This is a genomic window from Micromonospora sp. NPDC005163, assembly GCF_053599835.1.
The window spans coordinates 264,236-290,108 of sequence record NZ_JBSFYP010000001.1 but is presented as its reverse complement, the minus strand read 5'-3'; the positions used below and the strand labels follow the sequence as shown (position 1 = coordinate 290,108).

Here is a 25,873-nt window from a genome sequence, read left to right as displayed (position 1 = left end):
TGGTGGCGGTGGTCCACCCCGCCGAACCCGACATAACTCGCGTAGCGGGTGCGGACCGGGACGTTATCCGGTTACGCCGTTGGCGAACGTTCCGGCACGATGCACTGGTGGAGCCTGTGGAGATCAACGAGGACGGCCTGCTGCTGCGGCCCTGGCGAAGCAGCGACGCCGACGCGGTGCACCGTGCCTGCCAGGACCCGGACATCCAGCGCTGGACCACCGTACCCCGCCCGTACCGACCGGAACACGCGCACGGATTCGTCACCGACCTGAGCGGACGGGCCTGGGCGGAGGGCACGGGCGCGCCGTTCGCGGTGTGCGACCCGGCCACCGGCGACCTCCTCGGCTCGTGCGGGCTGGTCTCCATCGACGCCGGCGGCACCGGTGAGATCGGCTACTGGACGGCGCCGTGGGCGCGCGGTCGAGGCGTGACCGTGCGGGCCGCCCGGGCGGTGGCCCGCTGGTCCTTCGGCACGCGGGGGTTGCGCCGGCTGATCTGGCAGGCCGAGGTGGGCAATCACGCCTCCCGGCTGGTCGCGCTCCGCGCCGGGTTCCGGATCGACGGCCGGCTGCGGTTGGCCGACCCGGCGCCGGAGGGCGGCGCGGACGGCTGGATCGGGTCGCTGTTGCCCGGCGAGGTGCCGGCGCCGGGTTCGACCGGGCCGGCCGGACCCGGCACGCTGGCCGCCCGACGGGCCGCCGTGTTCGGCCGCCCGCAGCCCACCCTGTTCGCCACCGCCGGGCCTGGCGAGCTGCGGCTGCGCCCGATGGAGGAGCAGGACCTGGGCGCCGTCGTGGAGACCTGCCGCGACCCGGAGACCGTCCGCTGGACCACCGTGCCGGACCCGTACGAGCACGCCGACGCGCAGTGGTACCGCGGCTTCAGCCAGGAGGCCTGGGCCCGGGGAGACGCCGCCTGCTACGTGCTCGCCGACCCGGACGACCGGTACGCCGGCTCGATCGACCTGCGGCTCTCCCCCGCGGATCCGCTGCTGGCGGACGTGGGCTTCATGACCGCCCCGGCGGCCCGCGGCCGGGGTTACATGCCGGTCGCGCTGGCCGCGCTGAGCGCGTGGGGCTTCACCACGCTGGGCTTGGCCCGGATCGAGTGGAGAGCGAACGTGGGCAACACCGCCTCCCGCCGGGTGGCCGAGAAGGCGGGCTTCGCCTTCGAGGGGACCGCCCGGGGCGGGGTGCAGCACCGGGGCGAGCGGATCGACGCCTGGGTGGCCGCACTGCTCCCTGAGGACCTGACGTGACGCCGCAGCAGGTCGTCGAGGCGCACGGGGTACGGCTGCGCCCGTTCCGCGCGGATGACGCCGCCGACGTGGTGGCCGGCTGCGCGGACCCGGTGAGCCAGCGGTTCGTGCCGAGCCTGCCGGCGCCGTACACCGAAACCGACGCCCGCTGGTGGATCGGCTCGGGTGCCCCGGCGGCCTGGACCGGGGGCGGCGCGGCGTACGCGGTCGCGGACCCGGCCACCGACCGGCTGCTCGGCGGGATCGGGCTGAGCTACCCGGTGCCCGACCGGGGTCAGGCTGAGATCGGCTACTGGGTGCGGCCGGAGGCGCGCGGGCGAGGGGTGGCCGCAGCCGCCACCCGAGCGCTGGGCGAGCACGCGTTCGCCACCGGGACGATCCGGCTGGAGTTGCTCACCGATCCGGAGAACGGGCCCAGCCAACGGGTCGCGCTGGCCGCCGGCTTCCGCTACGAGGGGGTACGCCGGTCGGCCGGCCCGAGCCGGGGCGACGGCCGGCGCGACCTGCTGGCCTGGGTACGCCTCGCCGGCGACCCGCCCGGGCCGACCGCCCGGCTGCTGCCCGACCTGCCCGGCGGGGTGCTCACCGACCAGGTGGTGGCGCTGCGCCGACTCGCCCCGGACGACGCCGAGCTGATGTACCGGCTGCACAGCCGGCCCGAGGTGGTGGCGAACCAGGCGCCACCGGTGCCGCCGGAACGGGCCGCGATCGAGCGGCGCTGTCGGCTCGCGGAGAGCGGGTGGCTGACCGGCGACATCGCCCGACTGCTGATCACCGACCTGGCCACCGGCGAGCCGGCGGGCAGTTGCGGGTTGTCGTACACGGATGTGGCCAGCGGGGAGGCGTCGCTGGGCTATGCGTTGCTGCCCGACTGGCGGGGCCGGGGTTACGCGACCCGGGCCGTCCGGCTGCTCGCCGGCTGGGCGTTTGGGCCGGCCGGTATCGCTCGGCTGACCGCCGGCACCGTGCCGGAGAACACCGCGTCCCACCGTGTGCTGGAGCGGGTCGGCTTCCACCGCGAAGCCTTGCAGCGTGCCCGGCTCCCCGGCCTGGCCGGCACCCGCCTCGACGACCTGACCTTCGCCCTGCTACCCGCCGACCTCCGCTGACAGATCACGGAGTCGTGGTGGGCGGTCCGCACCGTTTCGCGGTCGCCGCGCCCACCACAACTCCATGATCAACCTGGGTCAGGGCCGGTCGATGGCGAGGGAGATGATGCCGTAGTCGTAGGCGTGCCGGCGGTAGACGACGCTGGGGCGGCCGGACACCTTGTCCTGGAACAGGTAGAAGTCGTGGCCGACCAGTTCCATCTCGAAGAGCGCGTCGTCAATGGTCATCGGCTCCGCCGGGTGCACCTTCTCCCGGGCGATGTGCCACGGCTGCCCGTCGTGCTCGTCCTCGACCCGCTCCACGAGGGCCGTGCCGGACCGGGCCCCGTCACCCGGCCCGCTCAACGGGGCGGCCACCAGGTCCTCGACCGGCAGGCCGGCGGTGGCGGCGGCGACGGAGATCGGCGCGTGCCGACCCCGATGTACGCGGCGGCGGTCGGCCGCGCGGCGCAGCCGGGTGTCGAGCTTCGCGATGGCCGCGTCGAGCGCGCTGTAGAAGTCGTTCGTGCACGCCTCGGCCCGGATCACCGGGCCCCGGGAAACGCAGGTGATCTCCACCCGCTGGCAGTGGTCGGCCTGGCGCGGATTGCGCTCGTGAAACAGCTCGACATCGACACGAATGAGTTTGTGGTCGTAGCGTTCGATCTTTGCGAGTTTCTCGGCTACGTGCACCCGGTAATGGTCCGGCACTTCGACGTTTCGGCCCTTGACCACGATGTCCACGTGACCTCCCTTGTTCGGACGGTCTTCGATCCGGTTTACCCGGCCGCGCGCCCTGGGGAGCCCCGCTGGCGTCGACCGGTCAGTGCGGCTACGCCTCCTCTCACCGTCGAGGGCGGGTGGGAATGACCTCCTACCCCCGACAGCGAAACGCTAACTCGTGTTCGTGCGGCAGTCACCCCATGTTGCCGAGACCGCCGGTGATTTTTCGCAGCTCATACACCAACGGGTGAAACGGAAACACGAACGGTTACGAAGGACGTCTCTTCTCGGTTGCCGCGAGCACCGCGGCGACGCCCGGCGCCTGCCCGGTCGCGGCCAGCACGCGGGCCGCCGCGGCCAGGGTGACCCCGGTGGTGACGATGTCGTCCAGCAACACAACACGACGACGGGCGCCACGCCCGAGGTGCCGCCCCCGCGCCGAGCACCGGAACGTGGCCGGAAGGCCGCCTCGGCGGCCGCCGCCCGGCCGGCGCTGTCCAGCGTCACCGAGTCGGGCCGGGGCAGCGCCCGCAGCGGCCGGTGCACCCGGACCGGCCAGCCGGCCCGGGTCAGCCGCGCCGCGCAGTGCCGGGCCAGCCGGTCCAGGTGGTCGCCGTAGCGGGCCCGGGCCGCCGCCGCGGTGTCCGGCACCGCCACCAACGCCAGCGGACGGGCCCCGCCGACCGCCGCCGCGACGACCTCGGCGAGCAACGCGCCGAGCGGGCGGGCCAGCCCGTGCCGGCCGTGCTCCTTGTACGCCAGCAGCGCCTCGCGCAGCGGACCGGCGTACGGGCCGAGAGCGACGCAGGGCGGCAGGCCCGGTGGGGCGGGCGTGGGACGGACGGGACGGGGACGCAGCGCGCCCAGCGCCGTCACGCAGGTCGGGCAGATTCCGTGCCGCAGACCGGGCCGACGCTCCCGACAGCCCGCGCAGTCGGTGGGCAGGACCAGGTCGCCAAGGTCGGCCCAGAGCCCGCGCACGACGTCAGTAGAGGAAGAACGGGGCCGACGGGTTGCTCGGGCGGAGCCCGGCCGGCGGTGGAGCGATGTCCCGTACCCGTGCGGCCTCGATCCGCTCGAACGGGCTGCTGCGGTAGGCCACCCCGTTCGCCTCGTACATGTATCCCCCGCTGGGTGACGGCACCTCGCGGTTGGTCGGGTACGCCGTCAGGTGGTTGACCTTGGCACCCACGTCGGTCTTCAGCGGCGTCTCCAGGGCCCCGTCCACGCTGAGCCCGTAGATCGCCGGTTGACCGGCCGACCCGGCCACCACCAGGCGGTCCTCCCCGCTCCAGTCCAGGGCGCTGAGGCTGGTCAGCGAGGTGACGAGCGCCCGGGGCGGGCCGATGGAGACCCCGCCGCCGTCCAGGTTGACCGCGGCGACGTAGAGCCGGCCGCCGGCGATCAACGCGACCCGCTGGCCGTCCAGCGATGCGGCCACCGCGGTGACCTCGGCGGTGGGCAGGTTGAGTGGCACCTGGTACATCCCGGCGTCCTCGTCGAAGCGGTAGAGCCGGCCGTCGGCCACCACCAGGCCCCGGCCCGGGCGGGAGTCGACCGTGCGCAGCCAGACCGGACGGCTGATCGAGGCGTAGTCGTTCCCGCTCCGTTTGAGCCCGGGGCCGGTGCCCACCGCGAGTCGATGCCGGCCCTTGCCGCTGTTCACCACCATCGCGGCGAGGATCCGGCCCTCGGCCCGCGCGAGGCCCGCGGAAACGATGTTGCGGTTGACCTCGGCCGACAGCGGCACGGCGCCGCTGGGCTCGCCAGCGAAGTCGAGCGGGCGGATGGCGCCCTCGTAGACGCCGAACCGCTGCGGGCCGTCTGTGATCGGGTAGAGCTGGTCGGAGTTTCGGCGCGCGTCCAGATCCTGCACGGGCAGCGAGTTGTTGCGGATCCTCAGCGCCAGCTCGCCCCGCAGGTCGCCCAGCGACCAGGCCAGCTGGGTGATCAACCGGTCGATCTGGGTCTGGTCGTCACCGGACATGTCCAGGTTGACCTCCCACCGGTTGTTCGCGCCGGTGGCGTTGTTGACCAGCTCGGTGCGGTCGGGCAGCCCGACGACGCCGGGGCGCAGCCAGTCGGACGGGCCACCGACCAGCCACTTCACCACCTCGTTGACCCGGCGTTCGTCCGGTACCGCCGCCGGCAGATAGCGCTGATCGGGCACCAGACGGCTGCCGTCGGAACTCCAGAAGTAGATCGACTCGTCCTGGTAGTACCGCTGGAGGGCATTGTCGCTGAGCAGCAGCACGTTCGGCGGGTCGAGGACGTACAGGCCGGCGCGCTCGTCGTCACCGCCGAACGCCGCGCTGCGCACCCGGAACTCGTACCCCGTCTCGGTCGCCACCGGCGGGGCCAGGGTGCCGTTGGCCCGCAGCAGGCCGAGCTGTTGCACCTTGATCTTCACGGTGGTGGTCGAGTCGCTGTTGCCGGTGAAGACCGCCTCACGCAGCCGGACCACGTTCAGCGCGACCTCGCTGCCCTTCTTCTCCTTCAGTTGGGTCTGGTGCTCCGGAGCGACGAACAGCTTGACCCGCTCGTAGGCCCGGTCCGGCTCGCCAGCGGCGGCGTCCAGGAAGTTGCGCACGAACGCGTCGATGTCGCTGCCGCTGGCCGTACGCGTCGGCGGCTCGCTGCGACGGCCGTTGTCCCTGCCCGCCTCCGTCGCGGTCCCGCCCTTGCCGTCCACCCGCACGTCGGACGACGCCGGGATGCCGCACCCCCCGCCCAGCAGCAGCGCCGCGCCGAGTGCCCCGACCATGACCTGGCGCCTCACGATCGCACCTCCGCACGGTGTCCGTCCTCGGCCGGCGCCGGGTCGATCGCCAGCGTGCCGCCGGCGCCGGGCCCGATGGCCAGGGGGCCGCCGTCCCGGGGACCGCCGAACGGCAGCGCGGCGTCGGCGGGCACCAGCCGCAGCGGCGAGGTGGTCAGCCGGTCACCCGCGCGGGCCGGCAGGGTGAGCCGGAACTGCGCGCCCTGCCCGGGCGCACCCCACGCCTCCAGCCAACCGCCGTGCAGCCGGGCGTCCTCGAGGCTGATGGACAGGCCCAGACCGGTGCCACCGGTCTGCCGCGCCCGGGACGGGTCCGCCCGCCAGAACCGGTTGAACACCAACTTCTCCTCGCCCACCTTGAGCCCCACGCCACGATCCCGAACGGTGATCGCCACGGCGGTCTCGTCGATGCCGAGAGTGATCAGCACCGGACGTGCCTCACCGTGCTCGACGGCGTTGCCGACCAGGTTGCGCAGCACCCGCTCGACCCGGCGCGGGTCGACCTCGGCGATCACCGGCGTGCCCGGCAGGTCCAACTCGATCGGGACGCCCACGCGCTCGGCCAGGCCGGCGAGCCGGTCGACCACCCGGTGCACCACCGGCACCAGGTCGGTCGGCTCGGCGTCCAGCATGGCGAAGCCCGCGTCGAACCGGCTGATCTCCAGCAGGTCGGTGAGCAGCTCCTCGAACCGGTCCAGCTCGGCCTGGAGCAGCTCGGCGCTGCGGGCCACCGCCGGGTCGAACTCGTCGCGCTCGGCGAAGATCAGGTCGGCGGCCATCCGGACCGTGGTCAACGGGGTACGCAGCTCGTGCGAGACGTCGGACGTGAACCGGCGCTGCAACCGGGACATCTCCTCCAGGCGGAGGATCTGCCGTTGCAGGTTGGTCGCCATCTGGTTGAACGACGCGGCGAGCAGAGCGAGGTCGTCCTCGCCGTTGACCACCATCCGCTGGTCGAGCAGGCCGGCGGAGAGCCGCTGGGCCGTCCGCGCGGCGACCCGGACCGGATTGACCACCAGCCGGGTGACCAGGGCCGCGAGCAGCCCGAGCAGGATCACCAGGGCGACCCCGGTGGCCACCACGGTGGCTCGGGCATCGGCGGCGGTGCCGTCCTGCCGGGTCAACGGCACGAGGTAGTAGAGCTCGATCTGGCCGAACCGGGTGGGCACCGGCGAGCCGTAGACCAGATATTTGGTGGGCTCTCCGGTCAGCCGGCCGGTGCGGATCTGACTGGCCACCTTGCCGCTGGCGACCGCGGCCCGTAGCTCCTGGCTGATCAACGGCTGGACGTTCGCCGCAGGCGCGGTGCGGGTCTGGATGACGTTGGGATAGCCGTCGGCGGTGATCGCCACCACCACACCACTGATCTGCTCGGGGTCGCCGCCGGCCAGGTAGTTGACGGTGTCCTCGATGGTCTCCTGGAGCTGCGCCTCCTGCGGCTGGCCGTACAGGGAGACCTGCTTGGCCGCGTAGCCGGCGCCGCTGTTCACGCGCTGCTGGACGTCGGTGCGGGCGCTGTCGAGCAGGATGGTGGTGATCTTGTCAGCGATCAGGTACGCGAAACCCCCGACCAGCAGGCTGGAGGCGACCAGCGTGATGGTCACCACCCGCACCTGGAGCGAGCGGCGCCAGGTCTGGTGCACCCGCGCCACCATCCGGGCGGCCCGCCCGCTCAGCGCACGCCAGAGCTCCCAGGCGGCGGACGGCCGGCGGGCAGCCGTCGTCTGAGGGGGCGGGGGCGGGGAGGTTGACACAGTGTGACCAGGTTATCCGGTCCCCGCCTTATAGCCCACGCCCCGCACGGTGAGGATGATTTCCGGCCGCTCCGGGTCCGGCTCGATCTTGGCGCGCAGCCGCTGCACGTGCACGTTGACCAGCCGGGTGTCGGCTGCGTGCCGGTAGCCCCAGACCTGCTCCAGCAGCACCTCGCGGGTGAAGACCTGACGCGGCTTGCGGGCGAGCGCGACCAGCAGGTCGAACTCCAGCGGAGTCAGCTTCACCTCCTCGCCGTTGCGGCTCACCGTGTGCGCCGGCACGTCGATGGTGATCTGGTTGCCAGGCGGCCCGATGGTCAGCATCTCCGGTGCCACGTCCTCGCCCCGGCGCAGCCGGGCCCGCATCCGGGCGACCAGCTCCTTGGGCTTGAACGGCTTGACCACGTAGTCGTCGGCGCCGGACTCCAGGCCGAGCACCACGTCGACGGTGTCGCTCTTGGCGGTCAGCATGACGATCGGCACGCCGGACTCCGCTCGGATGGACCGTGCCACGTCGATGCCGCTCATCCCAGGCAGCATCAGGTCAAGCAGGACGATATCGGGACGACTGTCGCGGAACGCCGCCAACGCCCGCTCGCCGTCGGCCACGAACGAGGGCAGGAAGCCCTCGCTACGCAGCACGATGCCGAGCATTTCGGCGAGCGCGGGGTCGTCGTCGACCACCAGTACCCGGGCTCTCATGGGATTAATATTGCATCCCCGTTCAGTTCGGTGGGACCGGCGTCAGCCGGTAACGGATAGCGCCGCCGGCAAGCGTGTCACCGCGAACCGCGGCGGCGCCACGTGGTGCGGGGCCCGGCACGGACGGATCCCCGCCGGGTTACCCATGATCCCCCTTCGGTGCCGCCCGGCGCCACCGCCGCTTCGGCCGGTCGCCCTGTCACGATCCGGACGACCGTCAGCCGAAGAGTGCCCGACCCCAGTGGTCGCCGCCGTCGCGCACCCCGGGCGGGCAGGCGAACAGGCCGCTGGAGACGTGCCGGAGGTATTCGTTCATCACGTCGTGCCGCGCCAACTGGGTCTGGATCGGCACGAACTGCCGGCGCGGATCCCGCTGGTAGGCGATGAAGAACAGACCCGCGTCGAGCCGGCCGAGGCCGTCCGAGCCGTCGACGAAGTTGTAGCCGCGGCGCAGCAGATGAGCGCCGTTGTTCCGGCTGGGGTGGGCCAGCGTGACGTGGGCGTGCTCGGCGATCACCGGCTGCCCGTCGGCGCCGCGGGCCGCGAAATCCGGCTCGTCGAACTCGTCGGTGCGGCCGAGCGGGGCGCCGCTGCCCTTCGTCCGGCCGACGATCTCCTCCTGCTCGGCCAGCGAGGTCCGGTCCCACGTCTCGACCAGCATCCGGATCTTGCGGGTGACCAGGTACGAGCCGCCGGTCATCCAGTCCGGCCCGTCGCCCGGCTGCACCCACAGCTGGTCGCGCAGCAGGTCGGTCTCCTCGGCCTTGAGGTTGGCCGTGCCGTCCTTGAAGCCGAACAGGTTGCGCGCGGTGGCCTGGTCCCGCGAGGTCGACGAGGTACGGCCGAAGCCGAGCTGCGACCAGCGGACGCTCACCACCCCCATGCCGAGCCGGGCCAGGTTGCGGATCGCGTGCACCGCCACCTGCGGATCGTTCGCGCAGGCCTGGACGCAGAGGTCGCCCCCGGAGAGCTGCGGCTGCAACGCGTCGCCGGGGAACTTCGGCAGCTCGGCCAGCGCGGCCGGGCGTCGGTCGGCGATGCCGAACCGGTCCCGGCCGTCGGCGTCGCGGAACAGGGTCGGCCCGAAGCCGATGGTCAGGGTGAGCTGCGAGGGGGGCAGGCCGAGCGCTTCGCCGGTGTCGTCCGGCGGGGCCTCCGGCATCCCACCCACCGCACCGAGCACCCCGGCGTCACGCCCGGCGGTCATCCGCGCGGCGGCGGCCGTCCACTCCTGGAGCAGCTCGACCAGCCGGGCGCGATCCTTGGTGATCACGTCGAAGGCGACGAAGTGCAGCCGGTCCTGGGCCGGGGTGACGATGCCGGCCTGGTGCTCGCTGTGGAACGGCACGGCTCCCGCCGGGTGGTCGCTGGCCGCGGCCGGGTCACGGGAGCCGCTGATCAGCGCGCCCGCGCCGGCCGCCACCCCGGCGACTCCGGCCACCCCCGCACCGGCGAGCGTGATCGCTCGCCGCCGGGTCAACCTGCTCCCGCTCATCGACTCGACCCTCCCTGACGCCCGGTCACCGGGCGACGACTGCGGCGACTTTGCTGATCGGCTCGGCGAGGGCGTTGATGCCGTCGGAGAGCTCCTTGAGCTCGGCCTTGCTCAACGCGGTGTGCAGCTTCCACCCGTCGCCGTCGCGGTGCTTGCCGAGCAGCGCCTCGACGTTGGTGAACTCGGTGTCCAGCTGCTTGACCAGTTCCGGCGAGCGCTGCTCCAGCGCCGGGCGGAGGGCGGACACGGCAGCCTTGGAGCCCTCCAGGTTGGCCGCGAAGTCCCACAGGTCGGTGTGCGAGTAGCGGTCCTCCTCGCCGGTGATCTTGCCGCTGGCGACCTCGTCGAGCAGTTCTTTGGCCCCGTTGGCGAGCTGGAGCGGGGAGAGCTTCTCCGCGTTGGCCTTGGCCACGATCTCCTTGACGTCGACCAGCAGCCGGTCGGCGATCGGGCCGTCCTTGCTGATGTCGCCGGACTGCCAGAGGTCCTTCTCGATCCGGTGGAAGCCGGTGAACTCCATCCCCTCCTCGATGACCTCCTCGCGGCCGTCGATCTTGGGGTCGAGGTCGCCGAAGATCTCGGCCACCGGCTCGATCCGCTCCCAGTAGGTGCGGGCCACCGGGAAGAGCGCCTTGGACTTCGCCACGTCGCCGGCCTTGACCGCGGCGACGAACTCCTCGGTCTTGTCCAGCAGCGCGGCGGTCTGGCTCTTGACGTAGCGCTGGTAGTTGTCGGTCGCGCCGGCCAGCGCGGCGTCGGCGGTCAGCGGCTCGGCGGACCCGCTGACCTTAAGCGCACCGCGGATGCCCTTGCCGCTCATCCCGGGCTTGCAGGCCGTCTCGTACGTGCCGGCCGGCAGCTCCACGTGCAGCTCGCGGCTCAGCCCGGGGGCGATGTTCTCGACCTCGCCCATCACCCGGTCGCCGGAGGCGTACACGTAGAACTCGGTCACCTTCGCACCGGAGTTGGTGATCTTGAAAGTGGCGGTTCCGGCGCCGAGGTCGGTGGTGCCGACCTCGCAGGCGGTGTCGGTGGCCTTGACCACGATCGGGCCGCCGGACCCGGCCGCGTCACCCTTCTCGGAGTCGGAGCAGGCGGCGACACCGGTCGTCGCCAGCACGCCGGCAGCGGCCAGCGCGAAGAATCGGGCGGTACGCATCTGAGCTGTCTCTCCTCGTGGGTCAGGCACGCTGCGGCGTGGACGCCGCCTCGGCCTCGGTGCCGGTGTCGGCCCCGCGCTCGGTGACGGTGGTGGTGGTCGTCGCGGTGTCGCTCGCGCCGGTCGTCGGCGCGTTCTCGGCCTCGGGGTCGGCCGGCGCCGCGACCGGTGCCGGCGTACGACGGGCCGGGCGCAGGAAGAGCAGGAGGACCGGTACGGCGTACCCGATCCAGGCGATCGTCTCCAGCACGGTGGGCGCGGGGGTCACGTTGAACATTCCGGCGAGCAGCGCGGCGTACCAGGTGCTGGGGTCGAGCGCGGTGGTGATGTCGAAGGCCAGGTCGTTCAGGCCGGGCAGGACCCCGGCCTCCTGGAAGTCGTGCACGCCGTACTTCAGGATGCCGGCGGCGACCAGGATCAGCAGCGCCCCGGTCCAGGTGAAGAACTTGCTGAGGTTGATGCGCAGGGCGCTGGCGTAGAGCAGCACGCCGAGCGCCACGGCCGTGGCGATGCCACCGATCAGCGCGAGCAGCGGGCCGCTGTCGCCGGCCGCGCCCTGGGCTGCGGAGTAGAAGATCAGTGCCGTCTCCAGCCCCTCCCGGATCACCGCGAGGAAGGCCATCCCTGCGACCGCCAGGGACCCGACGGCCAACGCCTCGGTGAGCTTGCCGCGCAGCTCGCCGGCGATGGTGCGGGCGGCCCGCCGCATCCAGAAGATCATCCAGGTGACGAAGACCACTGCGGCGACGGAGGTGATCGCCTCGAACAGCTCGCGATCCTCGGAGCGGGCCAGCAGCGAACTCGAGGTGTACTCGATCAGCCAGCCGAAGAGCACCGACAGCGCCACGGCCAGGGCGACGCCCGCCCAGACCTGCGGCAACCGGTCCCGGCGCTGCGACTTCACCAGGAAGGCGACCAGGATGCTGACCACCAGGGTCGCTTCCAGGCCTTCCCGCAGGCCGATCAGGTAGGTGGCGAACATCGGGGCTCCGAAATCATTAGGTACGCCTCAGCTAACTTAGGGCAGCCATACCTTCCTCCAGTTCAGAAGCCTCGTCAAGTCGTTCTTGACCTGCTCACCGGCCGCCCGCCGGTCGACGTTCAGCCACCCGCGGTCCCGCTGTGGAAGGATCCCCGCCGTGAAGGGATTACTGCCGTGGTTGACGGTGCTGGCCGTGGTGCTGCTGCTCAGCGCGCTGCGCCTGCGGCCACTGGCCACCGTCGTGTCACTCGGCTGGCTCGCATGGTGCGTCTGGACCTGGTTCCGCCCCGCCCGCCGCGGCCCCCGCTCGCGCTGACACACCCGCCGGGCCGACCCGAGCCGGCACGGAGACGACGAACCGGGCCGGCTGCGAACAGCCGACCCGGTACGGGAGCGTCGATCAGTAGCGGTAGTGGTCCGGCTTGAACGGCCCCTCGGTGGAGATGCCGAGGTAGGAGGCCTGCTCCTTGGTCAGCGTGCTCAACTTGGCGCCGAGCGCGCCCAGGTGCAGCCGGGCGACCTTCTCGTCCAGGTGCTTGGGCAGCACGTAGACGCCGATCGGGTACTCCTCGGTCTTGGTGAAGAGTTCGATCTGGGCGATCGTCTGGTTGGCGAACGAGTTCGACATCACGAAGCTCGGGTGCCCGGTGGCGTTGCCCAGGTTCAGCAGGCGGCCCTCGGAGAGCACGATGATGGCGTGCCCGTCGGCGAAGCGCCACAGGTCGACCTGCGGCTTGATGTTGACCCGCTCGACGTCGGAGCGCTTGGCCAGGCCGGCCATGTCGATCTCGTTGTCGAAGTGGCCGATGTTGCCGACGATGGCCTGGTGCTTCATCCGGGCCATGTGCTCGTTGGTGATGACGTTGAAGCAGCCGGTGGCGGTGATGAAGATGTCCGCCTGCTCGACCACGTCGTCCAGGGTGGCCACCTGGTAGCCGTCCATCGCCGCCTGGAGCGCGCAGATCGGGTCGACCTCGGTCACCACGACCCGGGCGCCCTGGCCGCGCAGCGACTCGGCGCAGCCCTTGCCGACATCGCCGTAGCCCATCACGACGGCCATCTTGCCGCCGATCAGCACGTCGGTGGCCCGGTTGATGCCGTCGATCAGCGAGTGCCGGCATCCGTACTTGTTGTCGAACTTGCTCTTGGTCACCGAGTCGTTGACGTTGATCGCCGGGAAGAGCAGCGTTCCGGCGCGGTGCATCTCGTAGAGCCGGTGCACACCGGTCGTGGTCTCCTCGGTGACGCCCTTGATGCCCGAGGCGATCCGGGTCCAGTGCTGGTTGTCCTCGGCGATCGAGCGGTGCAGCAGCTCGAGGATGACCGCGTACTCCTCCGAGTCCGCGGACTCGACCGGCGGGACCACTCCGGCCTTCTCGAACTCGGCGCCCTTGTGCACCAGCAGGGTGGCGTCGCCGCCGTCGTCGAGGATCATGTTCGGGCCCTGCCCGTCCGGCCAGGCGAGCACCTGCTCGGTGCACCACCAGTATTCCGGCAGCGTCTCGCCCTTCCAGGCGTAGACCGGGACGCCGGCGGGGGCGTCGGGGGTGCCGTTCTGGCCGACGACGATCGCGGCGGCGGCGTGGTCCTGCGTGGAGAAGATGTTGCAGGACGCCCAGCGCACCTGCGCGCCGAGCGCGACCAGCGTCTCGATCAGGACGGCGGTCTGGATGGTCATGTGCAGCGAGCCGGTGATCCGCGCGCCGGCGAGCGGCTGTGCCTCGGCGAACTCCCGGCGGATCGACATCAGGCCGGGCATCTCGTGCTCGGCGAGCTGGATCTCCTTGCGCCCGAACTCGGCGAGCGACAGATCCGCCACCTTGAAGTCGCCCTCGGCGAGCGTGCTCGGCCGGGCCTCGGACGGCGTACCGCTGGCGGACGCCGGGAGGGTGCTGGTCATGAAAGCTCCTGTCGAACGATGTCTGCGCCGACCCTCCACCTTACGCGCGCCGGCGACGGGCGCCCGGGGGACGGTCGACGGACAGCGCACGGGGCGGTCGGTGGTGGACGGAAACACCGTCCACTCCCGCCGCCCCGTGCATCCCCCCGGTTTGGTTCCCCGCACGTTGTCGGACCGTCGTCGCGATAACGCTGCGTACTCATAGAGTCACACTCAGCCAAGGAAGCGTCAAGCCATTCCGGGAAAGTCGGACTTGCGGCGTGGCGCCGCGTCTGTCAGCCCAGTCCGGCAGTTGCCACGTACGCCTCACCATCACCGCTGACCCGCAGCGGCTCGCCGGCCGCGGTACCGATCGCGGCCTGGCCGGACGCGAGCGTCAACGCCCCCGCCCCGTCGTCCACGGTGACCGAGCCGGCGCCGCAGAGCACCACCCGGGGACCGGGGAGCGGCAACGTCACCGAGGGAACGGCCGTCCCGACCCGCACCCGGTGCAGCGCGAAGTCGTCCACCGGCACCGGCCAGCACTCCACCCCCGGCCCGACCGGCTGAGCGGCCCGTACCGGATCCTCGAGCACCTCGAAGCGCAGCACCCGCAGCAGCTCGTCCACGTCGACCCGCTTCGGGGTCAGCCCGCCGCGCAGCACGTTGTCGCTGGCCGCCATGATCTCCACCCCGCAGCCGCTCAGGTAGGCGTGCAGATTGCCCGCGGGCATCCAGATCGCCTCCCCCGGCGTCAGGCGCAAATGGTGCAGCAGCAGCGCGACCAGCACACCCGGGTCCCCCGGGTAGGCCGCCGCCAGCCGGTGGGCCAGCTCCGCGTCCGGGCCGTCGGCCGACGCCGCCAGCACCGAGCCCAGCAACTCGTCGCGCTCCGCGACCGGCCAGGCGAGCAGCGTCTGCACCGCCGCGCGCAGCCCCACCGGCCCCGTCCGCAACGCCGCGACCACCGGAGCCAACGCCGGCACGCCGAACGCGGCGAGCGCCTCGGCCGACACCGTCGGATCCCGGAAACCGCACAGCGCCTCGAACGGGGTGAGCGCCACCAGCAACTCCGGCTTGTGGTGCGGGTCGGAGTAGTTGCGCTCCCCCGGCGGGCGCCCCGCGTCCGCCGCGTAGCCCGCGCGGGCCTGTTCGGCGTCCGGGTGGGCCTGCAGGCTCAGCGGAGCGTCGGCGGCGAGCACCTTGAGCAGGAACGGCAGCCGGGTGCCGAAGCGCTCGGACACCCGCTGGCCGAGCCACTGCCCCGGCTCGTCGCGGACCAGGTCGCAGAGACTGACCCGGAGGCCGGCCCGCTCCACGCTGGCCGGGGCGCCCGGGTGGGCGCCCAGCCACAGCTCCGCCTCCGGGCCGGCACTGGGCACCGGCCGCCCCTGCAGCAGGGCGATCGCTGAGCGGGACCCCCAGGCGTAGTCCCGGATCGGGCCGTACAGCAGCTCCACCCGTCAGCCCCCGGGCCGCCCGGCCGCCTCGCCGGACGCATCCTGGGGCTGCGGTACGGCGGTGTCGGCGGCGGCACCGGTGCCGGCTTCGGCAGCGGCGGCGCTGAAGATGTCCGGCTCCAGGTAGATCACCCGGGCGATCGGCACCGCGGCGCGGATCCGCGCCTCCACGGCGTTGATGCCCCGGGCCAGATCCTGGGCGCTCTCGCAGGCCGGCACCCCGATCTTCGCGGCCACCATCAGCTCCTCCGGACCCAGGTAGAGCGTCTTCATGTGGATGATCCGCTCCACCTCGGGGCCGTCGGTGACCGCGCGCTCGATGGCGGCCACGTCGGTGGACTCGGCGCCCTCACCGAGCAGCAGGCTCTTGGTCTCGATGGCCAGCACGATGGCGATGGTGACCAGGAGGATGCCGATCATCGCGGTGCCGGCGGCGTCCCACCGGCCGTTGCCGGTGATCAGCGTCATGCCGACGCCGAACAGCGCGAACACCAGGCCGACCAGCGCGCCGAAGTCCTCCAGCAGCACCACCGGCAGCTCAGGCGCCTTGGCCCGGCGGATGAAGCGCACCCAGGACTGGTTGCCCCGAATGTGGTTGGACTCCTTGATGGCGGTCCGGAAGGAGAACGACTCCATGATGATCGCGGCCACCAGCACGACCACGGGCAACCAGTGCCAGGACTTGATGCCGTGCGGGTCGTCCCACTTGTGGTACGCCTCGTACAGGGCGAACAGGCCACCGATGCTGAACAGCACGATGGACACGATGAACGCGTAGATGTAGCGCTCCCGGCCGTACCCGAACGGGTGCTGCGGGGTCGCCTCCCGCCTGGCGCGCTTGCCACCGAGCAGCAGCAGGCCCTGGTTGCCGGAGTCGGCGACCGAGTGGACCGCCTCGGCCAACATCGACGACGAGCCGGAGAGCAGGAACGCGATGAACTTGGTGACGGCGATGCCGACGTTGGCCAGCAGGGCGGCGACGATCGCCTTCGTCCCGCCGTTGGCGCTCACGCCGTCGCTCCGCTCTGCCGCACTGCGCTGCCCGCTGCGCGCATGGCGAGCCGTCCCCTACGTCCGTTCACTGGTTCGACAGCTCCTTCATCTCGGTGATGGCCGGTACCGCCATCGGGTCCAGCCCGTGGGCCAGGGCAAGGTAGATCGAGGCGAAATCCGGTACGGCGATCAGCGAGGCCAGCCGCTCCAGCGCGGACCCACCCTCAGCGGTCACCACGTCGCAGCGCACACCGCGGCGTTCGGCGAGGGTCTGCACCGCGTCGGCGCGGCGCTCCTCGACCGCCAGCGGCTCGTCCGTGTCGTCCTCGGCGTTGAGCCCGCCGTCGCGCAGCAGCACCAGCCGCAGCCGGGTGCCTTCGCCGTCGTCCTCCGCCGGATCGGCGAAGATGTCCCGCTCCCCCTCGGCCAGGCCACCGAAGACGCCGTCCAGCAACCCGACCCGGCCCCGGCCGGCCTCGCCGAGCGCCCCGGTGACCACCGGGTAGCGGGCGTTCGCCGACAGGGTGTCACCGAACCGGCGGGCCGCCACGGTGGCCAGCGGCGACGAGCCCCAGACGATCGGGACCGAGCCGGCCAGGCCCAGGGCCAGCGACTTCGCCGGGTTGACGAAGGACTCCGCGGTGGAGCGGCAGCGGTCGGCGTCCGCGTCGAGCCGGGCCGCGGTCTCCGCCAGGTCCGCCTCGTTGACCTTCACCAGCCCCAGGGAACGGGCGGCGAGCAGAACCGGCACGGTGAGCGCCCAGAGGCTGGCCCGGGCCGGAGCACGCCGGGGCACCGGGATGAACGGCGCGCGGGCCCGCTCGGCGACCGACTGCAACTGCGAGTCGGGGGCGCCCACCGCGACCAGCCGGGCGCCACGCCGGTGCGCCGCCTCGGCGGCGCCGAGCGCCTCCGGGCTACGACCGGACGCGCTCACCGCGATGACCACGTCGGCCGCACCGACCCAACCGGGAACACCAGCGCTGCGGTGCGCGATGACCGGCACCGGGCAGCGCGGCCCGGCGACCGTGGCCAGCACGTCTCCGGTACGCCCGGCGGTGCCGATGCCGGCGATGACCACGGCCCGGGGCCGCCCGTCGTCGGCGAGCACCGCCAGGTTCGCCTCGGCGGCCAGCGCGGCCGTCTCGCGGACCTGCGCGCCGGCCGAGGCGGTGTGCCGGAGCATGCCGCCCGGGTCGTGCTCGGCCAACGCCTCCGGGCTATCGAGCAGGGCCTCGTCGGCGTCGCGGCGTCCGCTGACCCCGGCCGTACCGTCGATCATGACGGCTGCCCGGGGCCGCCGCGCGCCTCGTCGAGCAGCAGCACCGGCACGTCGTCGCGGACCTCGAAGATCCGGCCGCACTCCGTGCAGGTCAGCGTCTGCGCGTCGGCGTCGTAGGTGAGCGGGGCGTGGTGCGTGTCCGGACAGGCGAGAATCTCGAGCAACTGCGGGTCCAGGGCCATGGCACGGCTCCTTCCACGTGTGCGGCTTTACCGGCGGCGGTGCCGACCGGCGCAGGCGATCTTATCGGCGAACCCGGCCCAGCACCTCGTCCCGGAGCGAGACCATCCGCTCGCGGGTGGGCGCCTCGACGTTGAGCCGCAGCAGCGGCTCCGTGTTGGAGGCTCGCAGGTTGAACCATGCGCCGTCCGGGAAACGCAGCGTGAGCCCGTCCATCTCGTCGGCCACCGCCTCGGGGTACGCGGCGCGCACCTCGGCCACCGCCGCCGCCTGGTCGACGACCGTCGAGTTGATTTCACCGGAGGCGATGTAGCGCTCGTACTCGCCGGCCAGCACGGACAGCGGCAGCGACTGCTCGCCGAGCGCGGCCAACGTGTGCATCGCGGCGAGCATCCCGGTGTCGGCGAACCAGAAGTCCCGGAAGTAGTAGTGCGCCGAGTGCTCGCCGCCGAAGACGGCGTTGGTGCGGGCCATCTCCGCCTTGATGAAGGAGTGCCCGACCCGGGCGACCACCGGCTCCCCACCGTGCTCACGAATGATCTCCGGCACCGCGCTGGAGGTGATCAGCCCGTGGATCACGGTGGAACCCGGGTGCTTGGCCAGCTCCCGAGCGGCGACCATGGCCGTGATCGCCGACGGTGAAACCGGCTCACCACGCTCGTCCACCACGAAGCAGCGGTCGGCGTCGCCGTCGAAGGCGAGCCCGATCTCGGCTCCGTGCTTGACCACGGCGCGCTGGAGGTCGACCAGGTTCGCCGGGTCCAGCGGGTTGGCCTCGTGGTTGGGGAAGGTGCCGTCCAGCTCGAAGTAGAGCGGCACGATCTCCAACGGCAGGGCCGACAGGGCGGCGTCGCCGAGCACGGTGGGGACGGTGAAGCCGCCCATCCCGTTGCCGGCGTCGACCACCACCTTCAGTGGCCGGATACCGGAGAGGTCGACCAGCTTGCGCAGGTAGGCGGCATAGTCGGGCAGCAGGTCGCGCCGCTCGGCCGGCCGGACCGGGTCGCCGGCCGGGCGGGCCTCGCCCGAGTCCAGCAGGGCCTGGGCCCGCTCACGGATCTCCGTCAGACCGCTGTCCTGGCCGATCGGGCGGGCACCCGAGCGGCACATCTTGATGCCGTTGTACTGCGCGGGATTGTGACTGGCGGTGAACATCGCACCCGGCAGATCGAGTGAGCCGGACGCGAAGTAGAGCAGGTCGGTGGAGGCCAGCCCGATCTCGATCACCGAGCGCCCCTCGGCGCGGACGCCGGCCGCGAAGGCCGCTGCCAGCCCCGGCGAGGTGGCTCGCATGTCGTACCCGATGACGACCGCGTCGCCCGGCTCGTCGGTGCTGTTGAGAAGCTGGGTGAACGCGGCTCCCAGGGCTTCGGCGACCCGCTCGTCCCACTGGTCCGGCACCGTCCCTCGGACGTCGTACGCCTTCACGATCTGGGACAGATCAGACACGGGTTCCGCTCCTTGGCCGCAGGTTCCACCGGACCTGAGCGTATCGGAGGGTCCGGGTCCGGCCCCGCTCAGCCGGGCAGCCGAGGCATGAAGACGGTGTGGTCGCCGCCAGCGGCGGCGGGTGGCTCGTCGGGGCCGGGCCGGCCATCAGGAGCGTCCGGCATGGCCTGCGTCGCGTCGGGCGGCGACGGGGGCCCGGCCGGTGGGGCGCCGTAGACCCCGCCGGTTGCGGGCCGGGGAGCCGGCACCGCGCCGTAGCCGCCGGGCGGCGGCTGCTGGCCGTACACCTGGCCGGGCTGGCCGGGCGCGGCCGGCGACCCACTCCCGGAGCGGTAGGTGGTGCCACCGGGGTTGCCCGGCAGCGGTCCGGACAGCTCGTCGGCCGGCTTCCGGTCCTGACGCGAGCGACGGAACAGCAGCACGATGAGCAGCAGGCCGACCGCCACCATCGCGATACCGAAGAACATCACCGGCGAGCCGCCGGATGATTCGGCCGCGGTCGCCGTGGTGTCGGGTACGCCGGACACGCCACCCAGCACGGCCTGGTTCACCGCGTCGTCGGTCGGGGCGGCCTCGATGGTCGCGCTCGGGGTGGGCGACGGCTTCTTCGACGGGGTCGGCGACGCCGATGCCCGGCTGGTCAGCTTCGACGAGCCGGAACCCCGACCCAACTCCTGGCCCATCGCGCTGAGCGCCACGCCGGTCACCGCGAGCCGGCCGGCGGGCGCACCGGCGGCGAACGCCACCCGGTACCGCACGGTGATGCCCTTGCCCTTGCACAGGGTCGGCTTCGCCGGCGAGGTCTGCCCGGTCGCCACGCTGCCGCCACCGCCGGAGACAACCACCGGGAACCAGCGCCCGCCCGCGTTGACCTGCACCGACACCTGATCTGGCTGGAGGCCCGAAAGACGCAGGCCCAGGGCGGTACGCAGCAGGACGCACCCGTCAGAGCGCTTGCGCACCGCGACGTTCACCCCCTGCGGGGAGCCGCCGGCGGTGAAGCTGCGGGCCACGCTCACCCGGACCGAGTCGTCGTCGGCCAGTGCGGGGGACGCACCGAGCAGCACCAAGCCGCCCACCAGACCGCAGACCGTCGCGAGACGCGCCGCGCGCCGACGAACCGTCATGATCACCTCACCGTTCCTCCCCGGGTGGGGTCCGCGAGTCAGGCTACTACCGGCCCACCCCCATCACCGGTCATAGAGCGGCCCGCATGTGTGCGGCGTTACGGTTTCCGACCCCAGCCCGCCGACCTGCGGCGGGTGCCTCGTGCCGTCGCTCTCCGACCGGTCAGACCGCCGCCGCGAGGGCGTCCCGGCAGAGCCGGTCGGCGGTACGGGTGGTCTCCGGCAACCGGTAGCGCGGGGCCAGCGCGAGCACCTGCGCGGTGGCGTTGGCCAGGCTCATCCGATGCCCGACGCTGACGAAGACGGGCTTCACCCCGGCCTGGGTCCGCAGCACCCGACCGACGACGTCGCCCCCGTCACGCAGTGGCGACCAGGCGCCCCGCTCGGTGGCCGGCGGAGCCCACTCGCCGACCAGTGGCGTCTTCCCGACCCCGATCGCGGGCAGCCCGGTGACCACCCCGAGATGACAGGCGAGCCCGAACCGGCGCGGATGGGCCAGCCCGTGTCCGTCGCAGACCAGCAGGGCCGGGAGAGTGGTCAGCCGGTCCAGCGCGGCGAGCAACGCGGGCAGCTCACGGAAGGCGAACAGCCCCGGGACGTAGCCGAACGCGGGCCGGCCCACGCTGACCGCGGAGTCCACCACGGCCAGCGTCCGGGCGTTCAGCACGGTCACGGCCGCCGCGAGCAGGTCACCGCTCTTCGCGTACGCGACGTCCAGGCCAGCCACCGTGGCCGGCGCGGCCGGCCCCGGCCCGACCAGGTCGACCAGCGGCCGCAACTCCTCCTGTACGGCCACCGCCTCCGCCGCACTGCGCGGCCCCGCCTCCTGCCCCGCTTCCTGCCATGATCCACTCGGTTTCAGCGACATCGGGCTGTCCCGCTGCCCTCGATGCCGCGATATCCCTGATCCGGAGTCGTTCATCCTTGGCGCGAGCCGCCGGGATCGTCCCCAGTGGCGCTGCCCTCCGGCCCGCCCCGAGTCGGGCCGCTCCCGGTAGTGCCGGCGTCGCCGTCCGAGTCACCGCCGGTGCGGCTCTCGGGCGGTTTCCTGGTCGCACCGAAGGCGATCGCGAAGGCGATGCCGCCCGTCGAACCGAGCAAGGGGATGCCGATGGCCAGACCGAGCAGGATGCCCACCGGCCAGGCCCAGGCATTGGACTGACTCTTCTTCTCCGTCCCCGGTTCTGCTGCCATCCCTGGATGTTATTCCGCCGCTCCCGGGCGGCGTGCCGCGCGCACCGGCCGTGCCGCCGCCGCGACACCCAGGCCGAGCCGGACTCCGCTGGACGCTCACTGACCGACCCGGCCATCGATCCGCTCGCGAAACAGGTCGGCGTGGCCGTTGTGTCGCGCGTACTCCTCGATCATGTGCACCAACAGCTCACGCAGCACGATGGTGTTGCCCTTGCGCTGCCGCCCCTGCACCCCGAGATCGGACGCCTCGACGAACCGCTCGGCGAAGTCCACCTCCGCTCGCCAGGCACGCCACGCCTCCGCGACCACCTCCGAATCGGCCACCGCACCGTCGAAGTCGCCGTCGGGATCGTCGTCCGAGCAGTAGAGCTTGGGCGCGTCCTGACCCGCCATCGTCCGCCGGAACCAACCGCGCTCCACCTCGGCCAGGTGCCGGATCAGACCGAGCAGCGACATCGTCGACGGCGGAACCGGCCGCCGGGCCAACTGGTCGGCGTCCAGACCGTCGCACTTCAATTGGAAGGTCAGACGCTGGTTGCGCAGAAACTCGATGAGGACGGTCCGCTCGTCGACGATGTCGCTGCCGGAGCGGGGGTCGTCGTCCGGGTGGACGAACCTGGCCAACCATTCGAAGGTTCTGCCCGGCTCACTGCCGGAGGTATTCGCTTCGGGGCCGGGGTCGGTGAGGGAATCAGCCATACGGCGACCCTCGTCGATCCGCGACGGAAGCCGCAATGGGTTCTGCCTAACTCGCCGCCAGCCCGGGGTCCGCGCCCGGGTCACCGGCAGCTCGGAGCTGCTCCTCGAACATCACGAAGGTACGCCGCCGGATGCCGGTCACCAGAGCGATCTCCTCCTGCGTTGGGTACCACCGCTCGCGTGCCTGCGCGTCGTTGATCGCCCGCACCGTCTCGTACAGTGCGTGGATCGGCCCTTCGCCGCGGAGGCAATAACCGCGCTCGTACTCGGTCTGCTGAATGAACTCATCCCTGGTCAGCTGGTCAATCTCATCACCGCCTACGAACAACAGCTTGTCGACGAGATCGTTGGTCGGCGCCCGGCGTGGCCCGGGCGAGCAGGTGTGGATCTCCCGCTTCGACATCCGCCCGCACACCATCGCGCACACCGCCGACACCCTCGCCGACTTCGGGGCGGTGCTCGGCGTACGGCTCTTTCCGATCGGCACCGAGCAGCAGGACAGCATTCTGGCGGTGGACGAGCACGGCCGGGTCTTCGCACTGGACCAGGCCGGCGAGTGGTTCCTCGGCGACACCATCGACGCCGCGCTGACCACCCTGCTGCTCGGCCGCGCCCCCGCCCGGGTCCGGGACGACGGCACCTGGCAGGTGGGCTAGAGCGCGAGTCCCGTCAGCACCATGACCCGCGGCTCGGTGTAGTCGTCCATCGCGCTGCGCAGCCCCTCCCGGCCGACGCCGCTGCCCTTGACCCCGCCGTACGGCATCTGGTCCGCCCGGTACGACGGCACGTCTCCGACGATCACCCCGCCCACCTCCAGCGACCGCGCGGCGGAGAAGGCCACGTCCAGGCGCCGGGTGAACACGCCCGCCTGCAACCCGTACGCCGAATCGTTGACCGCGGCGAACGCGGCCTGGTCGTCGGCGACCGGGGCGACCACGAGCACCGGGCCGAACACCTCCTCGGCGACGACCTTGGCGCCCGCCGGGACGCCGGTGAGGACGGTCGGGGGGTACGTCGCGCCGTCGCGCTCGCCGCCCACCTCGACGGTGGCGCCGGCCGCCACCGCCTCGGCCACCCACGTCTCGACCCTGCGGGCCGCGTCCTCGGACACCATCGGGCCCACGTCCGTCAGCTCGGAGGCCGGGTCGCCGGTGCGCAGCGCGCGCACCGCCGCCACCAGGCGCGGCAGGAAGTCGGCGAACAGGTTGTGGTGCACGTACACCCGTTGGACGGCGATGCACGACTGTCCGGCCTGGTAGTTGGCGAAGGTGGCGATCCGCTGCGCGGCGAAGGCCAGGTCCTCGTCGGCCGTCCAGTCCGCGCAGATCACCGCGGCCGCGTTGCCGCCCAGTTCCAGCGTCACGTGCTTCTCCGGCGCCTGCCGACGGATGGCCGCGCCGACCGGCCCGGACCCGGTGAACGACACGACCGGCAGTCGGGGGTCGGTGACGAGCTCGGCGGCGCGGGAGTTCGGCAGTGGCAGGACCGAGAACATGCCGGCCGGCAGCTCGGTCTCGGCCAGCAGCTCGCCGAGCAGCAGCGCGGACAGCGGTGTCGCCGGGGCCGGTTTGACGATGATCGGCGCGCCGACCGCGATAGCCGGCGCCACCTTGTGCGCGACCAGGTTGAGCGGGAAGTTGAACGGCGCGATGCCCAGCACGGGGCCCTTCGGCACGCGCCGGACCAGCGCGATCCGCCCGCTGGCGGCCGGGTCGGTGTCGAGGCGTTGCAGCTCACCGGAGAAGCGCCGGGCTTCCTCGGCCGCCCAGCGGAAGGTGGACACGGCCCGTCCGACCTCGGCGCGGGCCCACTTCAGCGGTTTGCCGTTCTCGGCGGTGATCAGGGCGGCGACCGGGTCGGCACGTTCGGCGAGCCGCCGGGAGACGTGGTCCAGGGCCGCCGCGCGGGCGTGCGCGGGCAGGGCTGCGGCCTGCGCGGCCACTCCGGCCGCCGCGGCGACGGCGGCCTCGACCTGGTCGGCCGTGGCGAGGGTGGTACGCCCCACCGGGCGACCGTCGTACGGGTGGTGGACGGTCAGCTCGCCCTCGCCGTGGGCGGGGCGGGAGGCGACGAAGAAGGGTGCGGGCTCCACGCCGAGCAGCGTAGACGAGAGAGCAGCCGACGGAAACAGTCGCCGCAGCCCTTGTCTGCCGCGAATTCGGTGGCCAAGATGGCAGACAGATTGCGATAACCGCCGCAGACCGCACCCGGCCCCCTCGGAGAGATCCAGTTATGAGTGACCAGCAGCAGCTGCGCAACTTCGTCAACGGCTCCTACGTCGAACCGGCCGACGGTGGCTACGCCGACCTGATCGACCCCTGCACGGGTGAGGTGTTCGCCCAGGCCCCGGTGTCCGGCGCGGCGGACGTGGACGCGGCGATGACCGCCGCCGCGACCGCCTTCGAGAGCTGGCGGGACGTCACCCCGGCCGAGCGGCAGCGGGCGATGCTCAAGCTCGCCGACGCCGTGGAGGCCCGGGCGGCGGAACTGGTCGACGCCGAGGTCCGCAACACCGGCAAGCCGCGCCAGCTCACCGCCGAGGAGGAGCTACCGCCGGCGGTGGACCAGTTCCGCTTCTTCGCCGGCGCCGCCCGTCTGCTGGAGGGGCGGTCCGCCGGGGAGTACCTGGCCGGGCACACCTCGTACGTGCGACGCGAGCCGATCGGCGTCTGCGCCCAGGTCACCCCGTGGAACTACCCGCTGATGATGGCGGTCTGGAAGATCGCCCCGGCGCTCGCCGCCGGCAACACGGTGGTGCTCAAGCCGTCGGACACCACGCCGGTGTCGACGCTGCTGCTCGCCGAGATCGCCGCGGAGTTCTTCCCGCCGGGGGTGTTCAACGTGGTCTGCGGCGACCGGGACACCGGCCTTACCCTCGTCTCGCACCCGACCCCGCAGCTGGTGTCGATCACCGGTTCGACCCGCGCGGGCATGGAGGTCGCCGCCGCGGCGGCCCCCGACCTGAAGCGGACCCACCTGGAACTGGGCGGCAAGGCCCCGGTGGTGATCTTCGACGACGCGGACGTGGCGGCGGCGGCCGAGGCCATCGCGCTGGGCGGCTACTTCAACGCCGGGCAGGACTGCACGGCGGCCACCCGGGTGCTGGCCGGGCCGGGCATCCACGACGACTTCGTGGCGGCGCTCGCCGAGCAGGCCCGCACCACCAGGACCGGCGCACCGGACGACGCCGAGGTGCTCTACGGCCCGCTGAACAACGCCAACCAACTCGCCCGGGTCAGCGGTTTCGTCGACCGGCTGCCGGACCACGCGGCGATCCAGACCGGGGGCTCCCGGCAGGGCGAGCGCGGCTACTTCTACGCGCCGACCGTCGTCTCCGGGCTGCGCCAGGCCGACGAGATCATCCAGGACGAGGTGTTCGGGCCGGTGATCACCGTGCAGCGGTTCTCCGACGAGGACGAGGCGGTGCGCTGGGCCAACGGCGTCGACTACGGCCTCTCGGCGTCGGTCTGGACGAGGGACCACGGCCGGGCGATGCGGATGACCCGGCGGTTGGACTTCGGCTGCGTCTGGGTGAACACGCACATCCCGTTCGTCTCCGAGATGCCGCACGGCGGGTTCAAGCACTCCGGGCACGGCAAGGACCTGTCGGTCTACAGCCTGGAGGACTACACCCGGATCAAGCACGTCATGCACAACATCGAGAGCTGA

The 25,873-nt window shown here is 72.4% G+C and carries 24 protein-coding genes and 1 pseudogene; 5 read left to right on the top strand and 20 right to left on the bottom strand.

The genetic code is table 11. The features are described from left to right. The first annotated feature begins 107 nt into the window (after positions 1-107). Both ACWD6N_RS01360 and ACWD6N_RS01355 read left to right on the top strand, forming a co-directional pair. Positions 108-1,259: a GNAT family N-acetyltransferase gene (locus tag ACWD6N_RS01360; RefSeq protein WP_450004343.1), complete on the top strand. Its 1,152-nt coding sequence runs from the start codon at positions 108-110 to the stop codon at positions 1,257-1,259. Beyond that, positions 1,256-2,368 (top strand): GNAT family N-acetyltransferase, encoded by a 1,113-nt coding sequence (locus ACWD6N_RS01355; protein ID WP_450004342.1) that lies wholly within the window; start codon positions 1,256-1,258, stop codon positions 2,366-2,368. The genes ACWD6N_RS01360 and ACWD6N_RS01355 overlap by 4 nt, the downstream gene beginning before the upstream one ends. A 78-nt stretch (positions 2,369-2,446) precedes the next feature. Here the strand turns inward: ACWD6N_RS01355 and hpf are convergent, their stop codons facing one another. The 8 genes and pseudogenes from hpf to efeU all read right to left on the bottom strand — a co-directional run bounded on the left by hpf (position 2,447) and on the right by efeU (position 11,941). Further along, on the bottom strand, positions 2,447-3,091 hold the full coding sequence (gene hpf, locus ACWD6N_RS01350) for a ribosome hibernation-promoting factor, HPF/YfiA family (protein ID WP_387323449.1): 645 nt from the start codon (positions 3,089-3,091) through the stop codon (positions 2,447-2,449). A gap of 247 nt (positions 3,092-3,338) precedes the next feature. Then, positions 3,339-4,051, bottom strand: a pseudogene (locus ACWD6N_RS01345) (ComF family protein). Positions 4,052-4,055: 4 nt separating this feature from the next. Next, positions 4,056-5,834 carry an LpqB family beta-propeller domain-containing protein gene (locus ACWD6N_RS01340; protein ID WP_387323617.1) on the bottom strand — a complete coding sequence of 593 codons (1,779 nt, stop codon included), beginning with the start codon at positions 5,832-5,834 and terminating at the stop codon, positions 4,056-4,058. Positions 5,835-5,845: 11 nt separating this feature from the next. Next, a complete protein-coding gene (gene mtrB, locus ACWD6N_RS01335) occupies positions 5,846-7,504 on the bottom strand; it encodes an MtrAB system histidine kinase MtrB (protein WP_387323614.1) in 1,659 nt (552 codons plus the stop codon). Between the two features lie 111 nt (positions 7,505-7,615). Then, positions 7,616-8,305, bottom strand: coding sequence for an MtrAB system response regulator MtrA (gene mtrA, locus ACWD6N_RS01330; protein ID WP_109818783.1), 690 nt, complete (start codon positions 8,303-8,305; stop codon positions 7,616-7,618). A gap of 217 nt (positions 8,306-8,522) precedes the next feature. Beyond that, a complete protein-coding gene (gene efeB / locus ACWD6N_RS01325) occupies positions 8,523-9,800 on the bottom strand; it encodes an iron uptake transporter deferrochelatase/peroxidase subunit (protein WP_387323445.1) in 1,278 nt (425 codons plus the stop codon). 25 nt (positions 9,801-9,825) lie between these two features. Next, the gene (efeO, locus tag ACWD6N_RS01320) at positions 9,826-10,959 is read right to left on the bottom strand and encodes an iron uptake system protein EfeO (RefSeq protein ID WP_387323442.1); all 1,134 of its coding nucleotides are present in this window, start codon (positions 10,957-10,959) and stop codon (positions 9,826-9,828) included. A gap of 22 nt (positions 10,960-10,981) precedes the next feature. Then, positions 10,982-11,941 carry an iron uptake transporter permease EfeU gene (efeU, locus tag ACWD6N_RS01315; RefSeq protein ID WP_387323439.1) on the bottom strand — a complete coding sequence of 320 codons (960 nt, stop codon included), beginning with the start codon at positions 11,939-11,941 and terminating at the stop codon, positions 10,982-10,984. A 157-nt stretch (positions 11,942-12,098) separates the two neighbouring features. Here efeU and ACWD6N_RS01310 point away from each other — a divergent pair, with 157 nt between their 5' ends. Next, a complete protein-coding gene (locus ACWD6N_RS01310; protein WP_354962789.1) occupies positions 12,099-12,257 on the top strand; it encodes a hypothetical protein in 159 nt (52 codons plus the stop codon). A gap of 84 nt (positions 12,258-12,341) precedes the next feature. On the opposite strand, the gene ahcY is transcribed toward ACWD6N_RS01310, so the two are convergent. The 11 genes from ahcY to ACWD6N_RS01255 form a co-directional block, all read right to left on the bottom strand. Further along, positions 12,342-13,841, bottom strand: coding sequence for an adenosylhomocysteinase (gene ahcY, locus ACWD6N_RS01305; RefSeq protein WP_387323436.1), 1,500 nt, complete (start codon positions 13,839-13,841; stop codon positions 12,342-12,344). Positions 13,842-14,116: 275 nt separating this feature from the next. After that, positions 14,117-15,280 (bottom strand): mannose-6-phosphate isomerase, class I, encoded by a 1,164-nt coding sequence (gene manA, locus ACWD6N_RS01300; protein WP_387323433.1) that lies wholly within the window; start codon positions 15,278-15,280, stop codon positions 14,117-14,119. A 3-nt stretch (positions 15,281-15,283) separates the two neighbouring features. After that, entirely contained in the window at positions 15,284-16,291 is a 1,008-nt protein-coding gene (locus ACWD6N_RS01295) for a cation diffusion facilitator family transporter (RefSeq protein ID WP_450004341.1), read from the bottom strand. Between the two features lie 67 nt (positions 16,292-16,358). Continuing rightward, entirely contained in the window at positions 16,359-17,555 is a 1,197-nt protein-coding gene (locus ACWD6N_RS01290; protein WP_450004340.1) for an SIS domain-containing protein, read from the bottom strand. Beyond that, positions 17,552-17,737: a Trm112 family protein gene (locus ACWD6N_RS01285; RefSeq protein WP_210793188.1), complete on the bottom strand. Its 186-nt coding sequence runs from the start codon at positions 17,735-17,737 to the stop codon at positions 17,552-17,554. The genes ACWD6N_RS01290 and ACWD6N_RS01285 overlap by 4 nt, the downstream gene beginning before the upstream one ends. A gap of 61 nt (positions 17,738-17,798) precedes the next feature. Continuing rightward, positions 17,799-19,184 (bottom strand): phosphomannomutase/phosphoglucomutase, encoded by a 1,386-nt coding sequence (locus ACWD6N_RS01280; protein ID WP_354962784.1) that lies wholly within the window; start codon positions 19,182-19,184, stop codon positions 17,799-17,801. Positions 19,185-19,252: 68 nt separating this feature from the next. Beyond that, positions 19,253-20,311, bottom strand: a complete 1,059-nt coding sequence (locus ACWD6N_RS01275) for a hypothetical protein (RefSeq protein ID WP_450004339.1) — start codon at positions 20,309-20,311, stop codon at positions 19,253-19,255. A gap of 163 nt (positions 20,312-20,474) precedes the next feature. After that, on the bottom strand, positions 20,475-21,179 hold the full coding sequence (locus ACWD6N_RS01270; RefSeq protein ID WP_450004338.1) for an endonuclease V: 705 nt from the start codon (positions 21,177-21,179) through the stop codon (positions 20,475-20,477). 50 nt (positions 21,180-21,229) lie between these two features. Further along, entirely contained in the window at positions 21,230-21,505 is a 276-nt protein-coding gene (locus ACWD6N_RS01265; protein WP_450004337.1) for a hypothetical protein, read from the bottom strand. Positions 21,506-21,601: 96 nt separating this feature from the next. Further along, positions 21,602-22,204: a DinB family protein gene (locus tag ACWD6N_RS01260; protein ID WP_450004336.1), complete on the bottom strand. Its 603-nt coding sequence runs from the start codon at positions 22,202-22,204 to the stop codon at positions 21,602-21,604. Between the two features lie 46 nt (positions 22,205-22,250). Continuing rightward, a complete protein-coding gene (locus ACWD6N_RS01255; protein WP_450004335.1) occupies positions 22,251-22,607 on the bottom strand; it encodes a hypothetical protein in 357 nt (118 codons plus the stop codon). Here ACWD6N_RS01255 and ACWD6N_RS01250 point away from each other — a divergent pair. Next, positions 22,585-22,860 (top strand): SUKH-3 domain-containing protein, encoded by a 276-nt coding sequence (locus ACWD6N_RS01250; RefSeq protein ID WP_450004334.1) that lies wholly within the window; start codon positions 22,585-22,587, stop codon positions 22,858-22,860. The genes ACWD6N_RS01255 and ACWD6N_RS01250 overlap by 23 nt on opposite strands. Here ACWD6N_RS01250 and ACWD6N_RS01245 read toward each other — a convergent pair. Further along, a complete protein-coding gene (locus tag ACWD6N_RS01245; RefSeq protein WP_450004333.1) occupies positions 22,857-24,296 on the bottom strand; it encodes an aldehyde dehydrogenase family protein in 1,440 nt (479 codons plus the stop codon). The two genes, ACWD6N_RS01250 and ACWD6N_RS01245, sit on opposite strands and share 4 nt — an antisense overlap. A gap of 140 nt (positions 24,297-24,436) precedes the next feature. Between ACWD6N_RS01245 and ACWD6N_RS01240 the strand changes: the two genes are divergently transcribed. Next, positions 24,437-25,873 (top strand): gamma-aminobutyraldehyde dehydrogenase, encoded by a 1,437-nt coding sequence (locus ACWD6N_RS01240; protein WP_450004332.1) that lies wholly within the window; start codon positions 24,437-24,439, stop codon positions 25,871-25,873.

Coding starts and splice junctions, on each gene's coding strand:
- ACWD6N_RS01285 (WP_210793188.1), bottom strand. CDS start 17,737: ATGGCCCTGGACCCGCAGTTGCTCGAGATTCTCGCCTGTCCGGACACG.
- ACWD6N_RS01290 (WP_450004340.1), bottom strand. CDS start 17,555: ATGATCGACGGTACGGCCGGGGTCAGCGGACGCCGCGACGCCGACGAG.
- ACWD6N_RS01260 (WP_450004336.1), bottom strand. CDS start 22,204: ATGGCTGATTCCCTCACCGACCCCGGCCCCGAAGCGAATACCTCCGGC.
- ACWD6N_RS01275 (WP_450004339.1), bottom strand. CDS start 20,311: ATGACGGTTCGTCGGCGCGCGGCGCGTCTCGCGACGGTCTGCGGTCTG.
- mtrB (WP_387323614.1), bottom strand. CDS start 7,504: ATGGTGGCGCGGGTGCACCAGACCTGGCGCCGCTCGCTCCAGGTGCGG.
- efeO (WP_387323442.1), bottom strand. CDS start 10,959: ATGCGTACCGCCCGATTCTTCGCGCTGGCCGCTGCCGGCGTGCTGGCG.
- ACWD6N_RS01340 (WP_387323617.1), bottom strand. CDS start 5,834: ATGGTCGGGGCACTCGGCGCGGCGCTGCTGCTGGGCGGGGGGTGCGGC.
- ACWD6N_RS01240 (WP_450004332.1), top strand. CDS start 24,437: ATGAGTGACCAGCAGCAGCTGCGCAACTTCGTCAACGGCTCCTACGTC.
- ACWD6N_RS01270 (WP_450004338.1), bottom strand. CDS start 21,179: ATGTCGCTGAAACCGAGTGGATCATGGCAGGAAGCGGGGCAGGAGGCG.
- efeB (WP_387323445.1), bottom strand. CDS start 9,800: ATGAGCGGGAGCAGGTTGACCCGGCGGCGAGCGATCACGCTCGCCGGT.
- mtrA (WP_109818783.1), bottom strand. CDS start 8,305: ATGAGAGCCCGGGTACTGGTGGTCGACGACGACCCCGCGCTCGCCGAA.
- ACWD6N_RS01265 (WP_450004337.1), bottom strand. CDS start 21,505: ATGGCAGCAGAACCGGGGACGGAGAAGAAGAGTCAGTCCAATGCCTGG.
- ACWD6N_RS01255 (WP_450004335.1), bottom strand. CDS start 22,607: ATGTCGAAGCGGGAGATCCACACCTGCTCGCCCGGGCCACGCCGGGCG.
- efeU (WP_387323439.1), bottom strand. CDS start 11,941: ATGTTCGCCACCTACCTGATCGGCCTGCGGGAAGGCCTGGAAGCGACC.
- ahcY (WP_387323436.1), bottom strand. CDS start 13,841: ATGACCAGCACCCTCCCGGCGTCCGCCAGCGGTACGCCGTCCGAGGCC.